At 60.8% G+C, this 17,278-nt stretch carries 9 protein-coding genes; all 9 read right to left on the minus strand.

Going from position 1 to position 17,278, the window contains the following annotated elements; all coding sequences use genetic code 11:
* Nucleotides 1-290: 290 nt before the first annotated feature.
* Nucleotides 291-845: a suppressor of fused domain protein gene (locus tag HV773_RS35825; protein WP_129561761.1), complete on the minus strand. Its 555-nt coding sequence runs from the start codon at nt 843-845 to the stop codon at nt 291-293.
* 1 nt (nt 846) lies between these two features.
* A complete protein-coding gene (locus HV773_RS35830; RefSeq protein ID WP_217481978.1) occupies nt 847-1,752 on the minus strand; it encodes an HNH/ENDO VII family nuclease in 906 nt (301 codons plus the stop codon).
* On the minus strand, nt 1,749-2,342 hold the full coding sequence (locus HV773_RS37680; protein ID WP_129561764.1) for a hypothetical protein: 594 nt from the start codon (nt 2,340-2,342) through the stop codon (nt 1,749-1,751). The genes HV773_RS35830 and HV773_RS37680 overlap by 4 nt, the downstream gene beginning before the upstream one ends.
* Before the next feature lie 43 nt (nt 2,343-2,385).
* The gene (locus tag HV773_RS35840) at nt 2,386-4,113 is read right to left on the minus strand and encodes a ShlB/FhaC/HecB family hemolysin secretion/activation protein (protein WP_129561765.1); all 1,728 of its coding nucleotides are present in this window, start codon (nt 4,111-4,113) and stop codon (nt 2,386-2,388) included.
* Between the two features lie 70 nt (nt 4,114-4,183).
* Nucleotides 4,184-4,834, minus strand: a complete 651-nt coding sequence (locus tag HV773_RS35845) for an immunity protein Imm33 domain-containing protein (protein WP_129561766.1) — start codon at nt 4,832-4,834, stop codon at nt 4,184-4,186.
* A 4-nt stretch (nt 4,835-4,838) separates the two neighbouring features.
* Entirely contained in the window at nt 4,839-14,354 is a 9,516-nt protein-coding gene (locus HV773_RS35850; RefSeq protein WP_175198465.1) for a two-partner secretion domain-containing protein, read from the minus strand.
* A 284-nt stretch (nt 14,355-14,638) separates the two neighbouring features.
* Nucleotides 14,639-15,103, minus strand: coding sequence for a hypothetical protein (locus tag HV773_RS35855; RefSeq protein ID WP_129561768.1), 465 nt, complete (start codon nt 15,101-15,103; stop codon nt 14,639-14,641).
* A 245-nt stretch (nt 15,104-15,348) separates the two neighbouring features.
* Nucleotides 15,349-16,035, minus strand: a complete 687-nt coding sequence (locus HV773_RS35860) for a helix-turn-helix domain-containing protein (RefSeq protein WP_160113451.1) — start codon at nt 16,033-16,035, stop codon at nt 15,349-15,351.
* A 746-nt stretch (nt 16,036-16,781) separates the two neighbouring features.
* A complete protein-coding gene (locus HV773_RS35865) occupies nt 16,782-17,141 on the minus strand; it encodes a hypothetical protein (protein WP_129561770.1) in 360 nt (119 codons plus the stop codon).
* Nucleotides 17,142-17,278: the final 137 nt, after the last annotated feature.

Below are 17,278 nucleotides of genomic sequence, written 5' to 3' on the forward strand. Positions count from 1 at the left end.
ACAGCTCGCTCGGCTACCTGGCGCCGGTGCAGTTCGCAAAGGCGCACGAAGCGAAGGAATTATTACCCTCGGACTCCAACGGCGCTTCGTACTAATACCGGGGGCAGGTCACGGTTTCTATTCCGCCCAGGCTTTGCGCCGGTACGTTGGGCGCGAGAGTGACCAGGGCTGTCAGCGGCAGAGCCGCCAGCCTCTTGCGAATTTTCATAGTGATTTTGGTTACAGGTCGTGTGGGGAGTCGCTTTCGTCTATGAAAGCGGTGCCCTCGATACGTAACTGCAATGTCGAGACTAAAAAATGGACGACCGGGTTAGATCGAGCAGATCGGGGTTCGCACTTTCAAGCGCATCCTCGAATCGGTTCCATCCGTGTTCTTTCACGAACAAGCATTCCGCTTCCATCAATGGAACTAGCCACACGATTATCGTCGGGATTGCGTCGCCATCGTAACGAACCAGCGTCTCAGGAAAAATGACCGGGCTCGTCGCATATATTGAATTCGCCGCGACCCCCGGTATCAGTGGAACACTTGGGCTGACTACATCGCCGCGCAGTAATGGCCGCTGTTGGTCCCTAACATATGCGGCGAAGGTCAGCAGGAATGATGCGACATGTGCTGCTGGGTAGTTATCCCATGCAGCGAATATGAATTCCTGGCGGCAATACTTACCTTTGGGGAGCAAAACCTTGGACTCACTTAAGCCAATTGTTGAGAAGGTCGAAGCCCCTTGGAAAGGTTGATTCGCAAAACGAACAACACGGAGCGCGTCGCCAACTGTCAAATCGTCCTTCCAACCTTCGGCGATTGGGCCAAGATTCGTTTCCAGATGTTCAATGAGTGTCATGTTATTGGCCTGCCGGTGTCGCACCACGCGAGCGATTGCAGCTTGGACATTCCAAACGCGTGCCGCTGTTGTATTCGTTGATAACTTCCTGCCGCGTCATCCCTGTTAGATCGCGTTGACTCCAAGGGGGTTGGTGGTCGACATCCCAATCGCGAGCGCCTTGGCCTGGGGCCACAGTCACGTCCTTGCCGCACGTCGGACAAGCCTTTGTCCCTTCCGTCGATCCATCTGTCGCATTGTCCCACGCATCCGTCACGGTCTGTTTGCGGAATCCAGAGGGGCGTGATGCTGGATCAGTTGCGAGCGTTGCATTGTCCGGCTGGTAGGCCGCCGAACCTGCGCCGCTGCTCAACACCTGTCCTGCGCCATTCACTAGCACCGCTCCAGGACTTGCAGCAGGCGGTCCGCCGCCGCCCATGCCAATGATCGCACTTAACCCGTTAGCAATGCCTTGCATCGCCAGGGAGAACAGAGAGGGAGACTTCTTTCCGGGGTCGCCTGTCAACGCGCGCTCGTCATCCACCGACTGGTTATACAGATGGACATTCGACGCCATCGCTGAACCTGCCGTACCGCCGACTACAGCGCCACCTACGCCCGCTGCTATATTGGCGGCAAGGTTGCCGATTAGGTCCGATCCTGTCGCCGATGCTACACCCTTCGAAATATCATTCAGTGAACCTGCCATCTTCGACGCCAGACCCGCGCCCGCCGCGCCGCCAATGGTGCTGAACGCGCTGCCGCCACCAAGCCCGCCAATCAGTGCGCCGCCCGCGACGTGCAGTTCGGCGCGTGAATCGCCGCCTTCCTTCCAGTTGTTGTAGTCGGCTGCCGCCGCGGCCATGCCGTCGCTGTCGCCACGCTTGTATGCAGCAGCGTAGGCATCGGCCGCATCGTTGCGTTTCATATCCGCATACCCGTGCTGGTGGAACTCTTGGCCGCCTGACTTTCGGAATACGCGTTGTTGATCGCGTCGCCGACCGATCCCGCCAGGCCAATCGTCACGCCGCTGCTGCTCTGTTTTTGCGTCTGCGCCTGGTGCGACGTGTCAGTAGCGGCGTCGATGATGACGTTCGCCGCCGTGCCGGCGAGATTTCCGCCCGCAACAAGATCGCTGCCCGTAACGTGCAGGGTGTTGCCTGCCTGAATCGAGAGGTCGCCATTGAGTGAGCCGACCGTGCTCGTGTTGTTCGTGACGCTCGACTCCTGGTCAGTTGTCGCGAGCTTGTTCGTGCCGACCGTGACGGTCAGGCCACTCGTCCCGAGGCCGGTATTCTTCTCCTGAACATCCTTCGCAATCCCGCTATCACGGTCGAAGACCGCGCCAACGAGCGGACCGCGCTGCTGCTCCTGCTGGAGACGGTTGAGAACTATCAGGGTGACGCCGAAGCCTGGCGCGAACTCGTCGGTGTGGTGGTTGCCGACGCGCGCCGCGCCGTCTCCCGGTAGCGCGACCCGGCGCCGACGAGGCGCTGCGATTGATGAATGATGGGCCATTGCCAGCGCGCCGGGCCATCGTTCAGCAACCGGCCGGCGCTGCCTAGAACGCCGCGGTCAACTGAAACCCGACCGCCCATCGTGCGGTCGGGAATCCCTCTGGTTTGTAAATCGGCGTGCCCGCGAACAGGTCGTAGGACACCCCGACATACTTCGCCGGCAAGCCACCGCGAATGCCAATCACTGCACCCGCCAATTGCGTTCCCGCCAGTGCCGCCGTGTTCGGTCCGAACACGCGTCCGTAGTCGATCCCTGCATACAGCGTCTGTCCCGTCTGGAACACCGGCCATTGCAGTTCATTGCGCCAGTAGAAGCCGCGTTCGGCCGCGAGCATTGTTTTGCCGTCAAACCCGCGCACCGTGTACCGGCTGCCGATGGTCAGGTCGTCGATATAGAACAGCGTGTCGTTCGTGAACTGGCCGTGAACCGTGCCGACATAGGCGAAGCGCTGGTTCCCGACCGCAAACGGAACCGACAGGTTCGCATCAAGCACGGCCATATGGAAGCGGTACGTTGGGCCGTCAGGATACGGGTCGGCTGTCGCGCCGAATCCGCCGATGCCCTGACGGTAGGCGAGCGAGCCGTCGAACTGCGCAGCGCCGAGATAATGGCGGTCCGTCACGCCCAACTCCAGAAACGTGTTGTTGCGCGCCTGAGTCGGAATGGTCACGTCGTCGATGAAGCTGTCGCCGAAGCGCTTCGATAGCTGGACATAGCCGCCGAGCACGTCGCTCTGGCTGCGCGAAATAACGCGCGCGATGCGCAGCGCAGCGGTCTGCGAATTGCCGCTCGACACGAAGGTCTGGTTCACGCCCGCGATGTTCTGGTAGTACGTGTTGGTGTTACCCGAGAGCGTTGCGGTCCAGTAGCCCCACGGCACAGAATACGAGCCATTGAAGCCGTGCGAGCCAAGCGCCTTGTTCCCGAATGACAGGTCTTGATTCGCGCCGAGAGAGAGGATGTCGTTCAGGCCAAGCGGATTGTTCAGGCCAAGGCTGACGTTGCCTTGCCACTTGCCCGTCGACTCCGTACCCGAGTTATCGACCGATGCGACGAAGGTCCAGGGCTTCGAGCGCTTTACCGTGAGGACAACATCACTTTCGCCCGGTACGTCAGTCGGCCGGATTTCCACGCTCACGTCCTGGCTGCTGACGCGCTTCATCTGCTCTAGACCCTGTTCAAGATCGCGAAGATTCAACACGTCGCCGCCGCGCGTCGGGTAGGCGGTCTTCCATGTTCCCCACGGTGACGGATCAGCGAAGGTAATGCTGCGCACGACACCGGGCACGAGCGCGAATGTCAGGGTTCCGCCCGTCAGGTCTTGCGGCTGAACGAGCACGCGAGTCGTGACGTAGCCGCGGCTCAGAATCGCCTGCTGCAATCCCTTCGTCAGCACGTCGATACCTTCCTTGCCGACGCATTGCCCCTTGTAGTGGTCGAGCCATTCGCGCGCGAATGCAAACGGGTCTTGCGGCAAGGCTGACGCGCCTTTCTTCTGCGTCGCGGCCGGCAGGGATTCAATCACCTTCAGCGAGAACGTGTCGATGCGAAAGCACGGCGATTCGTGCGGGAGTGCGGGATACGCTTCGATCTTCGGCAGGTCGGAGCGCACAACGGGTGCTGCGATTGCCGCCTCGCGCTGCTGCGCGTCACGCCGTTGCTGCTGGTTCTGTTCGGTTTCTATTCCGCCCAGGCTTTGCGCCGGTACGTTGGGCGCGAGAGTGACCAGGGCTGTCAGCGGCAGAGCCGCCAGCCTCTTGCGAATTTTCATGATGTCTTTGGATTACAGCTTGTGCGGGGCGCCTGTATCGTTCGGGTAAGCGCCCCCCGATGATCTTGTCTTAGTCGATGAGGTCACTTGCCTGGAGCCTACGCAATAACTCATTCGAATCTGATGTGACTTCCACCTTCCCGTAACTGATCTTCACTTTCCCGTCCTTCAGTACAACCGATGACGAGGCTGGCATAGCTAGGAAAGGAATCACTTCCGGTCGCTTGCCCGCGATCTCGAACAACGAAGCTAGGCGTCCATCAGTCGATTGATTCTCTTCCGTAGTGAAAAGCCACCCCGAACTGGTTCCCGCGGAAGATTCACGGAACATCTGAAAGTTACTTGATGTCATAAAATCAGGGGAAATAACCCCTGATTGTCGCAGTGACGGAAACGAGGGTTCAAGGCACAACTGTTCGGCTACGCTCTTTTGAACGATAAGTTGTCGATATGTCTTACTCGCGCCACGTTCCCAAACAATCGGAACAGCGCCAAACCGCGGTTCCCATACATCAAGTTCGCCGCTTTCAGTCTCTTTAAGCATGAGCATCATCCATCCCATCTGCACGGTTTCGCCAGCTCGAAAGACTGTTCCCTGGCGAACGGCGTCTTCAAAAAAAGACAGTATCGGCGCTGCTCCGAAATCTGGACCTGATGGCATCGAGACTACGATATCGGGATGTCCATGCTTACCCTGAAAATTCGATTTCATTTCGGTCATGATGTTATTTCCCTAGCATCGTATTAATACGGTTAGTAATGTAGTTCTTCAATGCGGCGGCTTGCGCAGCACTAGCCTCGATGTAGGCCGGATCAAGTGGCTGCCCCTTATAGGTCGTCCAGTCTCCCGGCATTTTGGCACCTTTCGAAGAATTGAAAGAACTAGGGAGCCCTTGTGTATTCATCGGGTCGTTTAAGAGTTCGCTTTGCTGTGCAGGGGTGAGCAAATCGAACCCTTCTTGTTGCTTGATCCAGTTCTGCGGCAGGATATGGTCCGCTGCAAGCCGACCATCCGCCTGTTTCACCTCGTTAGATAGTGGGTCAACGTAAGTTCCACTTGCATTGGCGTTGTCGCGCATTTCTGGATTCGGAGACTTGCTTAACGTGCCATAGCCATTGTCGGAGCCTGTAATCGTGTTGGCGCTGGACGCAGTCCCGGCGGCGAGCACTTGGCCCGAGCCATTCACTAGCACCGCCCCAGGACTTGCAGCGGGCGGAACACCACCACTCACACCAATAATCGCATTCAGCCCGTTCGCAATGCCTTGCATCGCCAGGGAGAACAGTGTTGGCGATTTCTTTCCGGGCTCGCCCGTCAATAGGCGCTCGTCGTCTATCGACTGGTTATACAGGTGGACATTCGATGCCATCGCTGAACCTGCCGTACCGCCAACGACAGCGCCGCCAACGCCCGCCGCAATATTCGCGGCAAGATTGCCGATTAGGTCCGATCCTGTCGCCGATGCTACACCCTTCGAAATATCATTCAGTGAACCTGCCATCTTCGACGCCAGACCCGCGCCCGCCGCGCCGCCAATGGTGCTGAACGCGCTGCCGCCACCAAGCCCGCCAATCAGTGCGCCGCCCGCGACGTGCAGTTCGGCGCGTGAATCGCCGCCTTCCTTCCAGTTGTTGTAGTCGGCTGCCGCTGCGGCCATGCCGTCGCTGTCGCCACGTTCGTATGCAACCTTGTAGGCTGCGGCCGCATCGTCGCGTTTCATATCCGCATACGCACCGATGCCTTGTGACACGGTCTGGCCCGCTGCCTGCGCGGCCTGCATGGTGTCGGCCTGCTGGTTGAGGATCGCATTCACGTCCGGCGTTTTGGCGACCGTGCCGTTCGTGTTCGTCGTATCGCGCGAAAGGGCCGCTACGTCCTGTGTCTGCGCGCCCGCGTTCGTCACGTTGATCGTGCCCGCACTGATCGCGCTGCGCGTCGTCGCGCTCGAATCGCCGCTGTCGTTTTGCGAAATCATCGGCGCGACCGAAGGCGTTCCGCTTACCGAACCCGGACCGACTGCCTTGCCGGTGTTCCCGCCGAAGCCTACGCCCGCGCTGATGCCGTTGCTGTTGGCGTCATAGTGCGACTGATTCTGGATATCGCTAAACGTAAGCGTGCCGGTCGTCAGGCTGTTCTTCGACTCGTCTGCCGTGCTGGAAATGACCGCGCCAGTCAGGGCCGTGTTGCCCTTGACGTTGACGTTGAATCCGCCATCGCCCGCCATGATGCCGGCCTGCTCGTTCACGCCCGCGTAGTTCGAATCGGCGTGCCCGTTCTGCGCGCTGAAACTTGCGCTGCCGCCGCCCTGGCTGATAGTGAAGCCGCCGCCTGTGCTGCTCTGGTGCGCGGCGCTGTTTGTCACGTCCTGCACGCTTACGATGTTGAGGTTGCCGCCCACGTCCGCATTGATCTGCTTGCCGCTGATCTGCGAGCCGGTGATGTTCGTATCGCCGCCAGAAATGACCGTGACGCTGTTTGCGCCCGTGACGTGTGACGCGTTCTGGATTGACGCATCGCTGTTCGCATCGCCGTGAGCGTTCGCCATCGCAGCAGAAACGCCGAAACCGCCGCCAAGCGTGTACTGCACGCCGATGCTCGCGCTGCTGGAACTGTTCGAGCTACGCGTTGAATCGGTGTCCGTCGTGTTGACGACGTTCACGTTGTTTTTTGCCGCGAGAATGACGTCGTTGGCGTTCACGTTGGACCCAGCGATAGTCACATCACCGTTCGTCGCAATGAGTCCCGCAGTCCCACCTGCCTGAATGCTGGAGCCGCGTTGCGTCGTCTGATCCTCCGACGACTGGCTTTGACTCTTGCTCGAACCGATACTGACCTTGATACCGATGTCCGGCTTGCCGCCCGCTGTTACGCCCGCAGATGTAAGGCCCGTTAGGGCGACATCGCCCGCTGCCGCAATGCTATGCAGCGCCGCCGCACGGTCGTTACCCGTGCTGGTGGAATTCTTGGCCGCCTGACTTTCGGAATACGCGTTGTTGATCGCGTCGCCGACCGATCCCGCCAGACCAATTGTCAGGCCGCTGCTGCTCTGTTTTTGCGTCTGCGCCTGGTGAGAGGTGTCGGTAGCGGCGTCGATGATGACGTTCGCCGCCGTGCCCGCAAGGTTCCCGCCCGCAACAAGATCGCTGCCCGTGATGTGCAGGGTGTTGCCAGCCTGAATCGAGAGGTCGCCATTGATTGAGCCGACCGTACTCGCGTTGTTCGTGACGCTCGACTCCTGGTCAGTTGTCGCGAGCTTGTTCGTGCCGACCGTGACGGTCAGGCCACTCGTCCCGAGGCCGGTATTCTTCTCCTGATACGTGCCCGACGATTGCATCGTGTTCTGCGTCGTGGTGATGTTCACGTCATGCGCCGCGTTGAGCGCGACATCGTTCGTGCCGACAATCGTACTGCCCGCGACGTTGATGTTATTGCCACTGGCGACCGTGACTGCGTCCGCAGATACCAGGCTGCCTTGCGAAACCGTCGTGGAGGTATCGCGTGAACTCGATACCTCCTTGCCGCTCACGACGTTGCTGTGCTGGTGCTGCTCCTGTGAATTGTCGACGTGCGTTTCCGTTGCCGCGCCGATGTTGACGTCGCCCGCTGCGGCAAGCGTTGCCGTGCCCTTGTCGAGACTGATCGCGCTGCCGGTGACGTTGATGTTCTTGCCCGACGCGACGGTAAGCGAATCACCGGCATTGAGTGTCGTCGCCGTGAGCGTATCGTCCGACCGGTGCAGCGACTCCGAGTAGCTGCCGTGACTGTCGCTACCTGAACTGTTGCTGTCGGTCGTCGACGTTGCCTTCGCCGCCTGGAGCGTCACGTCGCCGTTGGCCGCGAGCGTGCCGCCGCCCGCGAGGTTCAGGTTCGCGCCCGTCGCCGTCAGGTCGCCGCCCACGCCGATCTGCGAAACGCCGCCCACGTTGACGGTGCTCCCGGTGGTCTGGTTGACGCTGGTGTTCGAGACGCCGTTCGCACGCTCGACGACCTTGTGCTCGCCGGTCTGCACCGAGCCGAGGTCATAGTTGCCGCCTACAGCCATGCCGAGGTTGCCGCCGACGCTGAGGTTCCCCGCGTTCTGCTCGAAGTTGCCGCCCGTGACGATTGCCGCGTTGCCCGCGACGTTAACGTTCGCGACCGGGCCGAGTGTCGTTGTGGTTCGCGTGGCGCCCGTTGCGCTGACCTGGTTAACGGTATTCACCGCCGTATTGAGAAGCAGGTTGCCGCCTGCATTCAGGGCCAAGCTGCCGGCGTTCACGGTTGCCGAGGTCAGGTCGACATCGCCCTTTGTCGTGAGCGACATGAGACCGCCACTTTGCAGCGTGCCGAAGGCGTTGTTGATCTGCTGGCCCTGAATCGACATCGTATTGCTGGCCTGCACCGTGCCGCTGTTGTTGAAGGTCTGCGCGTTCTGGAAGTCGATATCGTTCGCCGCGATCAGCGGGCCGTTCATGTTCTGCTGGCTGGTCTTCGCCAGATAGACGACCGGAACGAGCACAGATTGCCCGTCGACAATCTCCGTCTGCATGATGATGACGTTGCTCGTGAGCTGCGCCACCTGGTCAGGCGACAGGCTCATGCCGAGAGGAAGGTTCAGCGACTGCGAGAGCGACGCCCCGGCCGCAAGCAGGGACTGGTACATCGACTGTAGATCGGTATACGGGCCAAGTACCGCCTTGCCGGTCAGGGAAGTAATCTGGTTGCGTACAAGCTGCTGCTCGTAGAAGCCGTCGCCAAGGCGCTTTTCGGTGGTCTGCGGATTCAGGCCAAGCTGCTGCAGGTAGTAGTCGCTCGAAATGAACGTCTTCTGGCTCGTGAAGGCCGGGTTCGTTTCAATCAGGTACGTTGCACCCGGCGCCGTTGCGGGACTGAACAGACCGCCCTGGGGAATCGTGAGGTTTTGCAGCACGTTCTGCGCGGTCGCGCTCGCGATGACCGGGTTGGTAGTCGTGCCACCGCTGACCGTGCCCGCGCCGCCCGTTGTGCCGCCCGCATTGCCGTGTAGCGACGACGCGCCGCCCGCCGTGCCACTTGCGCTGCCGCTGATTCCGCCGATGGTCACGCCGGACAGGGCTTGACCGGGCGCGAGGCCGAGCGACGGAATGCCCGCATTGCCCGCCGTGTTGTTGATGCTGATGCCAGTACCTGAAAGCGTGCCGCCTGCGACGAAACTCGACTCGTAGCCTGGGAGAGAGTAGTAGCGGATATCGGCCGGTGCCGCCTGCGTGTAGCCGCCCGGATTGGAACCGCTAAACGGTGCATCCCCGAACGGCAGCGTCCAGTCCGAGATACTGTGATCGTAGTTCGTGTAGTGATAGTAGCCCGAGTACGTCACCTGAATTCCAGGCGCGGTCTGCCCCTGCCAGCTGTCCTGGTCGAGCGTCGCCGGCATGGCGATGTTGCCCACCGCCGCAACCGCGCTCCAGTAGTTCTGGAACAGACCCACCTTCGACGCGTCGAGGTTGCCCCCCGCGATGATCTGCGCCTGCGGGCTGATGGAGGCGATCAGGTTCGCCAGCGCCACGCCCGTATAGGTCGTGTACTGATAACCGCTGTTCCACTGACCCCCGCTGGGCGGCACGGTGTACACACCGCCAATCATGGTCAGGAAAGCCGGGTTATCGGGGGTGGCCCAGCCGACATACGGATGCCCCGCCGAGCAGGCGTTCATGTCGAGGGCCGTACAGCCGGACAGGCTGATGCCAAGGCTCGCCAGCAGGTTCGGATCGACCGGCTGGTTGTAGCCGGTCGTGGTCATCGTCGTGCGCGTGTTCGTCACCTGGTCGGCGTGCAGTTCCATGTCGCCGGTCGACTCAATCAGACCCGACTGGTTGCGGATGAGGCTCGCGTTCGTATAGCTGCCGTTCGCATCCTTGCCGCCCGCCAGTACGACCTTGCCGAGACCGTAGATTGCGGTGGTCGCCTGTGTGTCGGTCATCGTCGTGCTGTCGACGTTCTCGATGTCAGGCGCAAGCAGTTCAAGCGTGCCGTCGCTGTCGGTCGCGCCAATGAGCGCAGTCGGCCCCGCGTTCGCGATGCGTGTGTTCGCATTGAGCGATACGCTGCCGCCGACCATCGTGCCGGTATTCTCCAGCGTGTCCGAATGCGTCGCGAGCGTGCCGCCCGCCATCATGACGCCGCTGTTGGCGACATCGTTCGCGTTGATGTTGAGGTTGTTGTTCGCCTCCAGCAGCGCGCTGTTGGTGAACGTACCGGGCAACGTGAAGGTGAGATTGTTGCCGGCTGCGAACTGCAAATCAGGAGTCGGCGCAAAGTCGCCCGGCAGGTTCACGTTGACATCGTTGGCCGCGCTGTACGAGCCGCCTCCAGTGAGTGCGCCTGCATTGACATTGAGGTCATGCGTCGCGCCGATCTGGCCGTTCGAGTTGTTGACCGCGCCGCCCGTCGTGATCGACACATCCCCGCCCGAACCCGCGAAACTGCCGATCTGGCTGTCGCTGTTGTCGACGCTGTCTGCCTGTACCCTGACGTTCGCGCCGCTGACCTGAGCGCCCGCCGTGTTTGCGAGCACGGACGTGTCGATGCCGACGTTGCCGTTGCCCGTCAGCACGCCGCCAGAATTGACGGTCTGGCTGCCACCATGCACGTTCATGTCGCCCGTGCCGAGATTGCTCACAAGGCCGCTGGTGTTGTCGGTCGACGCGGCCTGCACGTTGAGCGTGCTCGCGTCGCCTGCCGCGCCCGTGCCGGACTGGATTTGCCCGCGCTCATTGTCGAGCTGGCCGCCGCTCGAAAGGTACAGCGACGAGAGGGAGCGGATGGAACCGTCCTCGTTGAGCACGTTGCCCGCGATGTACGCTGCGATATCCCCCTGTGCCGCGAACACGCCGCCCGTGTTGTTCATGCTGGCGGCCTGCGTGTAGATGTTGCCCGCGGCGATGACCTGGCCGCCCACGTTCGAGAAGGCGCCCGCACCGTTGCCCGGTGTAATCGACAACGTGCCCGCGCCCGCATCGATGATTTTCCCGTAGTCGTTAATCAGTGCGCCGGGGGAAAACGTCACGTTCGTGGCGTTGGTCTGAAATGTCCCCCAAGTGTTGTCATACGTGCCGGTCACGTAGAAACCGGTCGGGCCAGTTCCGTATTGCGTAATCGACCCGTAACGGTTAATCAGGTCCGTCGCGCTCACGGAAAGCTGGTTCGCCTGGATATTGCCGTTGGTGTCGTCGAGCGTGTCGCGGGTCTGGACCGCAAGGTTCGGTGCTACCACTGCGCCGCCGCTATTGGTCATCGACGTGTTCTGGATCGTCGCGTTCGCGCCCGCGCCGATCTGGCCGCCGTTGTTGTCCAGCGTACCGCTCGTGAGATTCAGGTCCGCACTGGAGAGCAGCTTGCCGTTCTCGTTGACGAGAGCGCCGCCAACTGTTGCAGTCAGGCCGTTCTGACCGGCGACCGTACCCGCCGTGTTGTTGAACGCGCCGGCATCAATCTCGACCTGCCCATTGCTCGCGACGGTGCCGCCCACGTTCGACGCCGACCCCGTGCCGTTGGCCGCGTTGATTGTCAGCTTGCCGGTCCCGGCATGGGTGATCGTGCCATCGTCATTAATCAATATCCCCGGCGCGAGCGTCAGGTTGGCGCTGTTCGTCTGAAACGAGCCCGAAGTATTGTCGAACCGGTCCGAGATGTTAAAGCCCGTCTGCCCGGTGCCATATTGCGTGATCGAGCCGCCCCGGTTCAGCAGGGCCGCCGCGCCGAGCGCGAGCTGGTTCGCCTCGATATTGCCCTTGCTGTTGTCGAGCGTGCTGCCAGCCTGTGCCGTCACGCTCGACGCGACCATTGAGCCGTTGCTGTTGTCGAGCCCGTTCATGGCGTTTGCGTTCAGGGCATTGCCCGCGCCCATCGTGCCGTACTCGTTGACGATGTTCTGCGCCTGCACCGAGAGGTTCTGTGATGCCGTGGTGCTGCCGTGCGAAGTGTCCACGCTCGCGCCGTGCAGGTTCGCCGAGCCGTTGCTGCCGATGTTGCCGCCGACGCTCGACAGCGCGTCGCTCGCGCCCACGTCGAGCGTACCGGTTCCCGCGTGCGCGATGGACCCGTTGTCATTGATGACGGTCGATCCCTTCACGGTGAGGTTTGTTGCGTTGCTCGCGATCTTGCCGCCGTTGGCGTTATCGACCTTGCCCCCGGCAGAAATCGTCTGGTCCGACGAGCCCGCTTGCGTGATTGACCCGCCTTCGTTTTGCAGGTCTCCCGGCGTCGAGACCGCGACCGTGGTCCCCTCGATGTTCCCCTTCGAATTGTCGATGGAAGCGCCAGAAACGGTCGTGGCGGTCCCCGAGAAGGTTCCGCCTGTATTGGACAGCGCGCCGCTGGCCGAAGCCGTCAGCGCGCTTCCTGCCGTGACTGCGCCGCTGTTCGTGAGATTCCACGCGCGAAGGACTGCACTCGCAACTGCGGAGAGTTGTCCCGCGTTCGTGAACGTGTAGGCGCTTGCGCTGACGTTGCCATTGCCGCCGATCACGCCGCCGAGTTCGTTCAGGAGCGTGCCGGTAATGCCAAGGTTCAGGCCGTCGCCATTGAGCGAGAGGATACGCCCCGTGTTGTCGAGCGAGCCCGCGACGAGGCTTTGCGCGCCGGCCGCCTGCATGACGCCCTGGTTCACTACAGCGCCCGCGACGTTGGTGTTCAGCGTGCTACCCGACACCACCTGGCCGTTGCGGTTCGACATCGCGCCCGCGTTCAGCGACTGCGCGCCGCCCGACGAGACATTGGCGTTGTCCGTCGTGAGCATGCCGGCCGCATTCGCAGAGAGGGCGTTACCCGCTTTCACCGACGCGCCAGAGAGGTTCGCATTGCCCGCGCCGGCATTGAGTACGAGATTGCCCGCCGCAGACGTGTCGCTGCCCGTCAGGTTCAGATCGCCGGCACTGGCCGCGAGCGTCACGTTCCCGTTCGCCGCCGTCTCGCTGCCCGCGACGTTGACGCTGCCGCCCGAAAGCGATACGTCGCCGCCGGCCACGTTTTCGCCCGTCGCTGTCAGTGCGCCCGAGGCGGAAACGTTCAGGCTCGCCGGCTGCGTGACGTTGCCGTTATTGTCGACGCCGGCCGCAAGCGTGCCGGTCGAATTCACCGAGCCGGCGCTTACCGTCGTGTTCTGTTGCGCGGCAACCACGCCGCTGTTCGTGACCGCGCCGCTTGTGTTCAGGTTGACGTTCTGCTGCGCGTAGGTCGTGCCGCTGTTGTCGATGCCGTCGTGCGCGCTCGCGCTGATGTTGCCGCTTGCGTTCTGCGTGCCCGCAAGCACGAGCTGTCCGTTGGACTGAAGTACAAGGTCGCCGGCATTCGCTGCCACGACGCCCTTGAGGGAAACACCAATTCCGGCCTCTGTCCCGACAAGCTGGATACGGTTGGCGTACATGCCGCCGAGATTGCTCACGTCGATGGAGACGCCAGGCGCGGGGCCAGCGCCTGCAATGGGTGTAGCGTTCAGCGTGTCATGGTCGATGCTGTTCGCGCCCGTAACGACGTTCAGGTTCTTCCCGGCGTAGATAGCCGCATTCGCTTGTACCGCGCGTGCGAGCAGATCAACCTGATCGACATTTGACGCGTTCAGGCCCGCGCCGCTGACCGTGATGTTGCCGCCCGTGACGTTGAACCCCGAGAGGGAACCGTCCGCCGCGTAGTTGGGCGTGCCAGTCGTCAGAATGCCCCGGCTCGTATTGATGAAGCCGCCGCCATTCACCGAAATACCCGAGGGGTTCGCAATGATGACTTCCGCGCGATTGCCCGCTGTTTCGAGATACCCGTTGAACTGTGACGGGTTCGTGCTGTTGACCTGGTTGACGATGATCCTTGCAGACTGGCCCGCCGCGAAGTTCGGGTTGCCGTTAATCATGCCGGCCTGCTGTGTCTGAACCATCGTGGGCGAGTTGTTGAGGATCGCGCCTTTCGACTGCACGTCGAACTGGTTGTAGGTATTGACGGAAACGCCTGACGATCCCGTAGGCCGGTTAACGTTCACCTGGTCGAGACCGTTGGGAGTCTGGATGACGTTCGGCGCGTGCGCGCCGCCCGCGACGATTTGCGCGAACGAAAGCATCGGCACGAGTGCGAGCAGTGCGGCCGGCAGCAGGCGGCGCAGTGACAGATACAGCGAAGGCGAAGTGCGCGAGGCGGCGCGAGTCTCGCCCGCCTTGCCGGAAGCGGTGGCCGTTTCTTCGACGGCGACGAGCATGTTGCGCGAACAGCTATAGACCAGTCGGTAACAACGATTCATCGATCCAACCCCGCAAAAAAGAATCTTTCGATTCTTGCGGACTGCTGGAAATTAATGCGTTAAGCATTGTCAAGACGATGCGATATTCGAACTAGTCCGAAAAGAATTCATTCGAAATGCATCGCAATGTCGTCTATAGCCAACGCAGGCGAAAAAAAGCCCGCGTTGCGCGGGCTTGAAAGAGACCACCATCGCGCCGTTGGAGGACAACGACCGATGGAGTGCGGTGTGCTCACACCGCACAGGAGCGAATGTAGGCGGCTGTTCGCGTGTGTGCCATGCGACTACTCTGCAATGCGTCCGCGCCCGCGACGTGGAACACGGCCGTCAAGGAATACGTCGACCATGATGAGAAGTTTTCCGATGAGCTGCGGGTAGTCGCGATCCACTGCGAATACCTTGTCGATGATGACGCGCGCCTCGTCCGAGGCAGCAGCGAACCGGCTGGTTAGCGCCAGCAATTCCCCCGGCATGGGCGCGTCGGCATCGGGCCGCAACAGTTTGACCTCGGCCAGCGTCAAACCCGTCAGATCGTGATTGAGCAGGATGTTCGGCGCGATACCGAATACCTCGGATATGGACAGCAACAAGTCAGAACGGCGCGACGCACGCCGTTCGAGCTGGTAAACCTGCTGGCTTATCCGCGCGCGCTCCCTGCCGGATGCGTGCGGAGCCAGACGGCGCAGCATGTCGCTGCGCGACCATCCGAGCAGTTGCCGGATGTGGCGCACATTTTCGCCGAGACTCATAGCAGCCCTCAAAAATGACGACGCCCGCAAAAGCGGGCGTACAGAGTTAAGTTTCTCGTCGACGACGACTGCAACGGTTCATGTACAGTTTTGGCTCGACCTCCTTTGGTTTCGGTGCATCGCCGTCGTTTCCTCTAATTTGTCGGACGCTTGAAACGTTTGCGATGACCGGAAGACTCCGATAATCATTTCAATTCAAGTACCGGCGCTCCCCTGATTGCCCGTTAAAGCTAATTATTTCTTTTTTAGGCGATACTTACTATTGGTAGTCCGCCGGCTATCTGACGTCTCAACGTCACCCGTCGAACCTTGTGAGGCTCGACGACAAGCCCCTCGGGCCGTCGAAGCTGGTCCAGGGTGCAATGAAATATCGGGACGAACTTCTTCAACGTCCTGTCGCTCATCCGGTCCCGCTCAATCATCTGCTGTAACAAGGAAGCGGACGTGCCAAAGCGCTCCGCAAGTTGTCCCTCGGTCATACAGCGATGGATGCGCCAGGCAGTGACCGGGGCCTTGCCGGACCGGATATGATCGAGCACGGTATCCGGGTAGTCCGTATCAATCGGAGCCATTCTGGTGACTCTGGCTTTCCTGTCGACTTTCCCGCTTTTATTGCCAGTCTGTTTTGAAGCTGGCATTAGTTGCTCTAGGGAACAATCGTAAAAATCGGCAAAACGTTTTAGCGTTTTCTTGCCCGGAACGTTATAGCCCTGTTCATGCCAGAGAATCGTCTTTACTGAAAGCCCAGTTAATTCTGCGGCATCCTGAGTTTTATATTCCCGGTATTCGCGCCACGCGCGCAGGAAGTATTTGCCACTGGTAATCGCGGCGGCAACCATCGTCGGGGATGGGCGACTGAAACTGCTGTGGACGATGAACGTGCTGGACCTGCCGCCGTGCGGATCGGGCTGGCTGGCTGCGCTGTGTTGCACTCGCAATCCGTTTCTCGGCGACCGACGCGGGGGCCGACGTGGCATCCGGCTCAACGAGCGCGACAGACGGGGGAGGCTCGCTAAATAAGGCTTCGAGCCTTTCACGGCTCGCGGATGACCGGCTTGACCGGCCCGTCGTCCGCGTTTGCGGCGCAGTCGATTGAACTGCTGTTTCACCTGGGGAACCACCCGGAGACGGTTCAAGGAAACGGGCGAGCGCAGTCTTGAACATGCCCGGTTTCACGGTCTGCTCAAGCTGCCGCGTCTGGGCCGAGAGTGCAGCCACGCGGAACTCCAGCAGCGCGGCAAACACATGGTACGGCGCGTCTACACGCTGCTTGTTTCCGTCGAAATCCGTCACTATGCGGCAATCCGATAAATCGAGACCGTAGTACATAAAAGCCATCCCCCTCTTATTCGATTGAAGCTAAACACGGTCTACAGGCGTCTCGTAACGTGGGGTCGTATAGACAGAAGTTAATTTCATGCTTATTCAATGCGGAATCAACATTAGAGGATTCAAACGGCGCACGCAAGCGCCTGCGAATATGCGTAACGAATTTACATACAGGCGTCTATATGCCGGTAATCAGAAAATCAATTTACGGACAAACGCTTAAAAGTTAGCTTTAGTGCGGTTGGCCGGGGAGCCTTGCTGGACGGGGCTTTGCTCCATGCCGGAATAAATTCCGGCTTGTGACGCGCGTAAATTGAAAATGATTCGGGTGGGCTGGTAGGGATTTACCCTAACGCTGCCTTTGGCGCGCGCGCGCAATGATGCCGGGAGCGTCTTCGTCGATGTCGTCTTCGTACATGCCGCCGAAAGGCGAATGGCGAACGGGCGCGGCGGGTGAGACACGCCACCTTTCCACTGCGACGCGGTCAGCCGCTTCGTACAGCGGACCCGCGTCAGACGACAGGCGCTCGAAGCCACTGCGGCGCGCGGCCTCCAGTGCCTGCGTCAGCAGACCGTCTAACCGCTCGTTCTCGCGGCGCGCGCGGATAACTTCAAGAATCAGTCGCCTGACGCTTTCGTCTTGCCGGTACTGCGCGTACCAGTTGCGCAGTTCGGCGAGCGTGGGCGGGTCGAATGGGGGAAGGGACATAGCTCTAACAGATACTGTGTTTTTGTAAGGGCTATCCATCTAGCTCCACCTGAGCCATGATGGCGGAATGAGCGAAGCCCAGCGTACGCCCGTTGCCGGCCAGGACTATCCGCAAACGTGGAGCCAGTTCGAAGACT

This window comes from Paraburkholderia caffeinitolerans (assembly GCF_902859945.1).
GTDB classification, from domain to species: domain Bacteria; phylum Pseudomonadota; class Gammaproteobacteria; order Burkholderiales; family Burkholderiaceae; genus Paraburkholderia; species Paraburkholderia caffeinitolerans.

What these genes read in the sequence shown, in the direction of transcription:
- HV773_RS35825 (WP_129561761.1), bottom strand. Translation starts at nt 845, where the DNA reads ATGACACTCATTGAACATCTGGAAACGAATCTTGGCCCAATCGCCGAA.
- HV773_RS35830 (WP_217481978.1), bottom strand. Translation starts at nt 1,752, where the DNA reads ATGAAACGCAACGATGCGGCCGATGCCTACGCTGCTGCATACAAGCGT.
- HV773_RS37680 (WP_129561764.1), bottom strand. Translation starts at nt 2,342, where the DNA reads ATGGCCCATCATTCATCAATCGCAGCGCCTCGTCGGCGCCGGGTCGCG.
- HV773_RS35840 (WP_129561765.1), bottom strand. Translation starts at nt 4,113, where the DNA reads ATGAAAATTCGCAAGAGGCTGGCGGCTCTGCCGCTGACAGCCCTGGTC.
- HV773_RS35845 (WP_129561766.1), bottom strand. Translation starts at nt 4,834, where the DNA reads ATGACCGAAATGAAATCGAATTTTCAGGGTAAGCATGGACATCCCGAT.
- HV773_RS35850 (WP_175198465.1), bottom strand. Translation starts at nt 14,354, where the DNA reads ATGAATCGTTGTTACCGACTGGTCTATAGCTGTTCGCGCAACATGCTC.
- HV773_RS35855 (WP_129561768.1), bottom strand. Translation starts at nt 15,103, where the DNA reads ATGAGTCTCGGCGAAAATGTGCGCCACATCCGGCAACTGCTCGGATGG.
- HV773_RS35865 (WP_129561770.1), bottom strand. Translation starts at nt 17,141, where the DNA reads ATGTCCCTTCCCCCATTCGACCCGCCCACGCTCGCCGAACTGCGCAAC.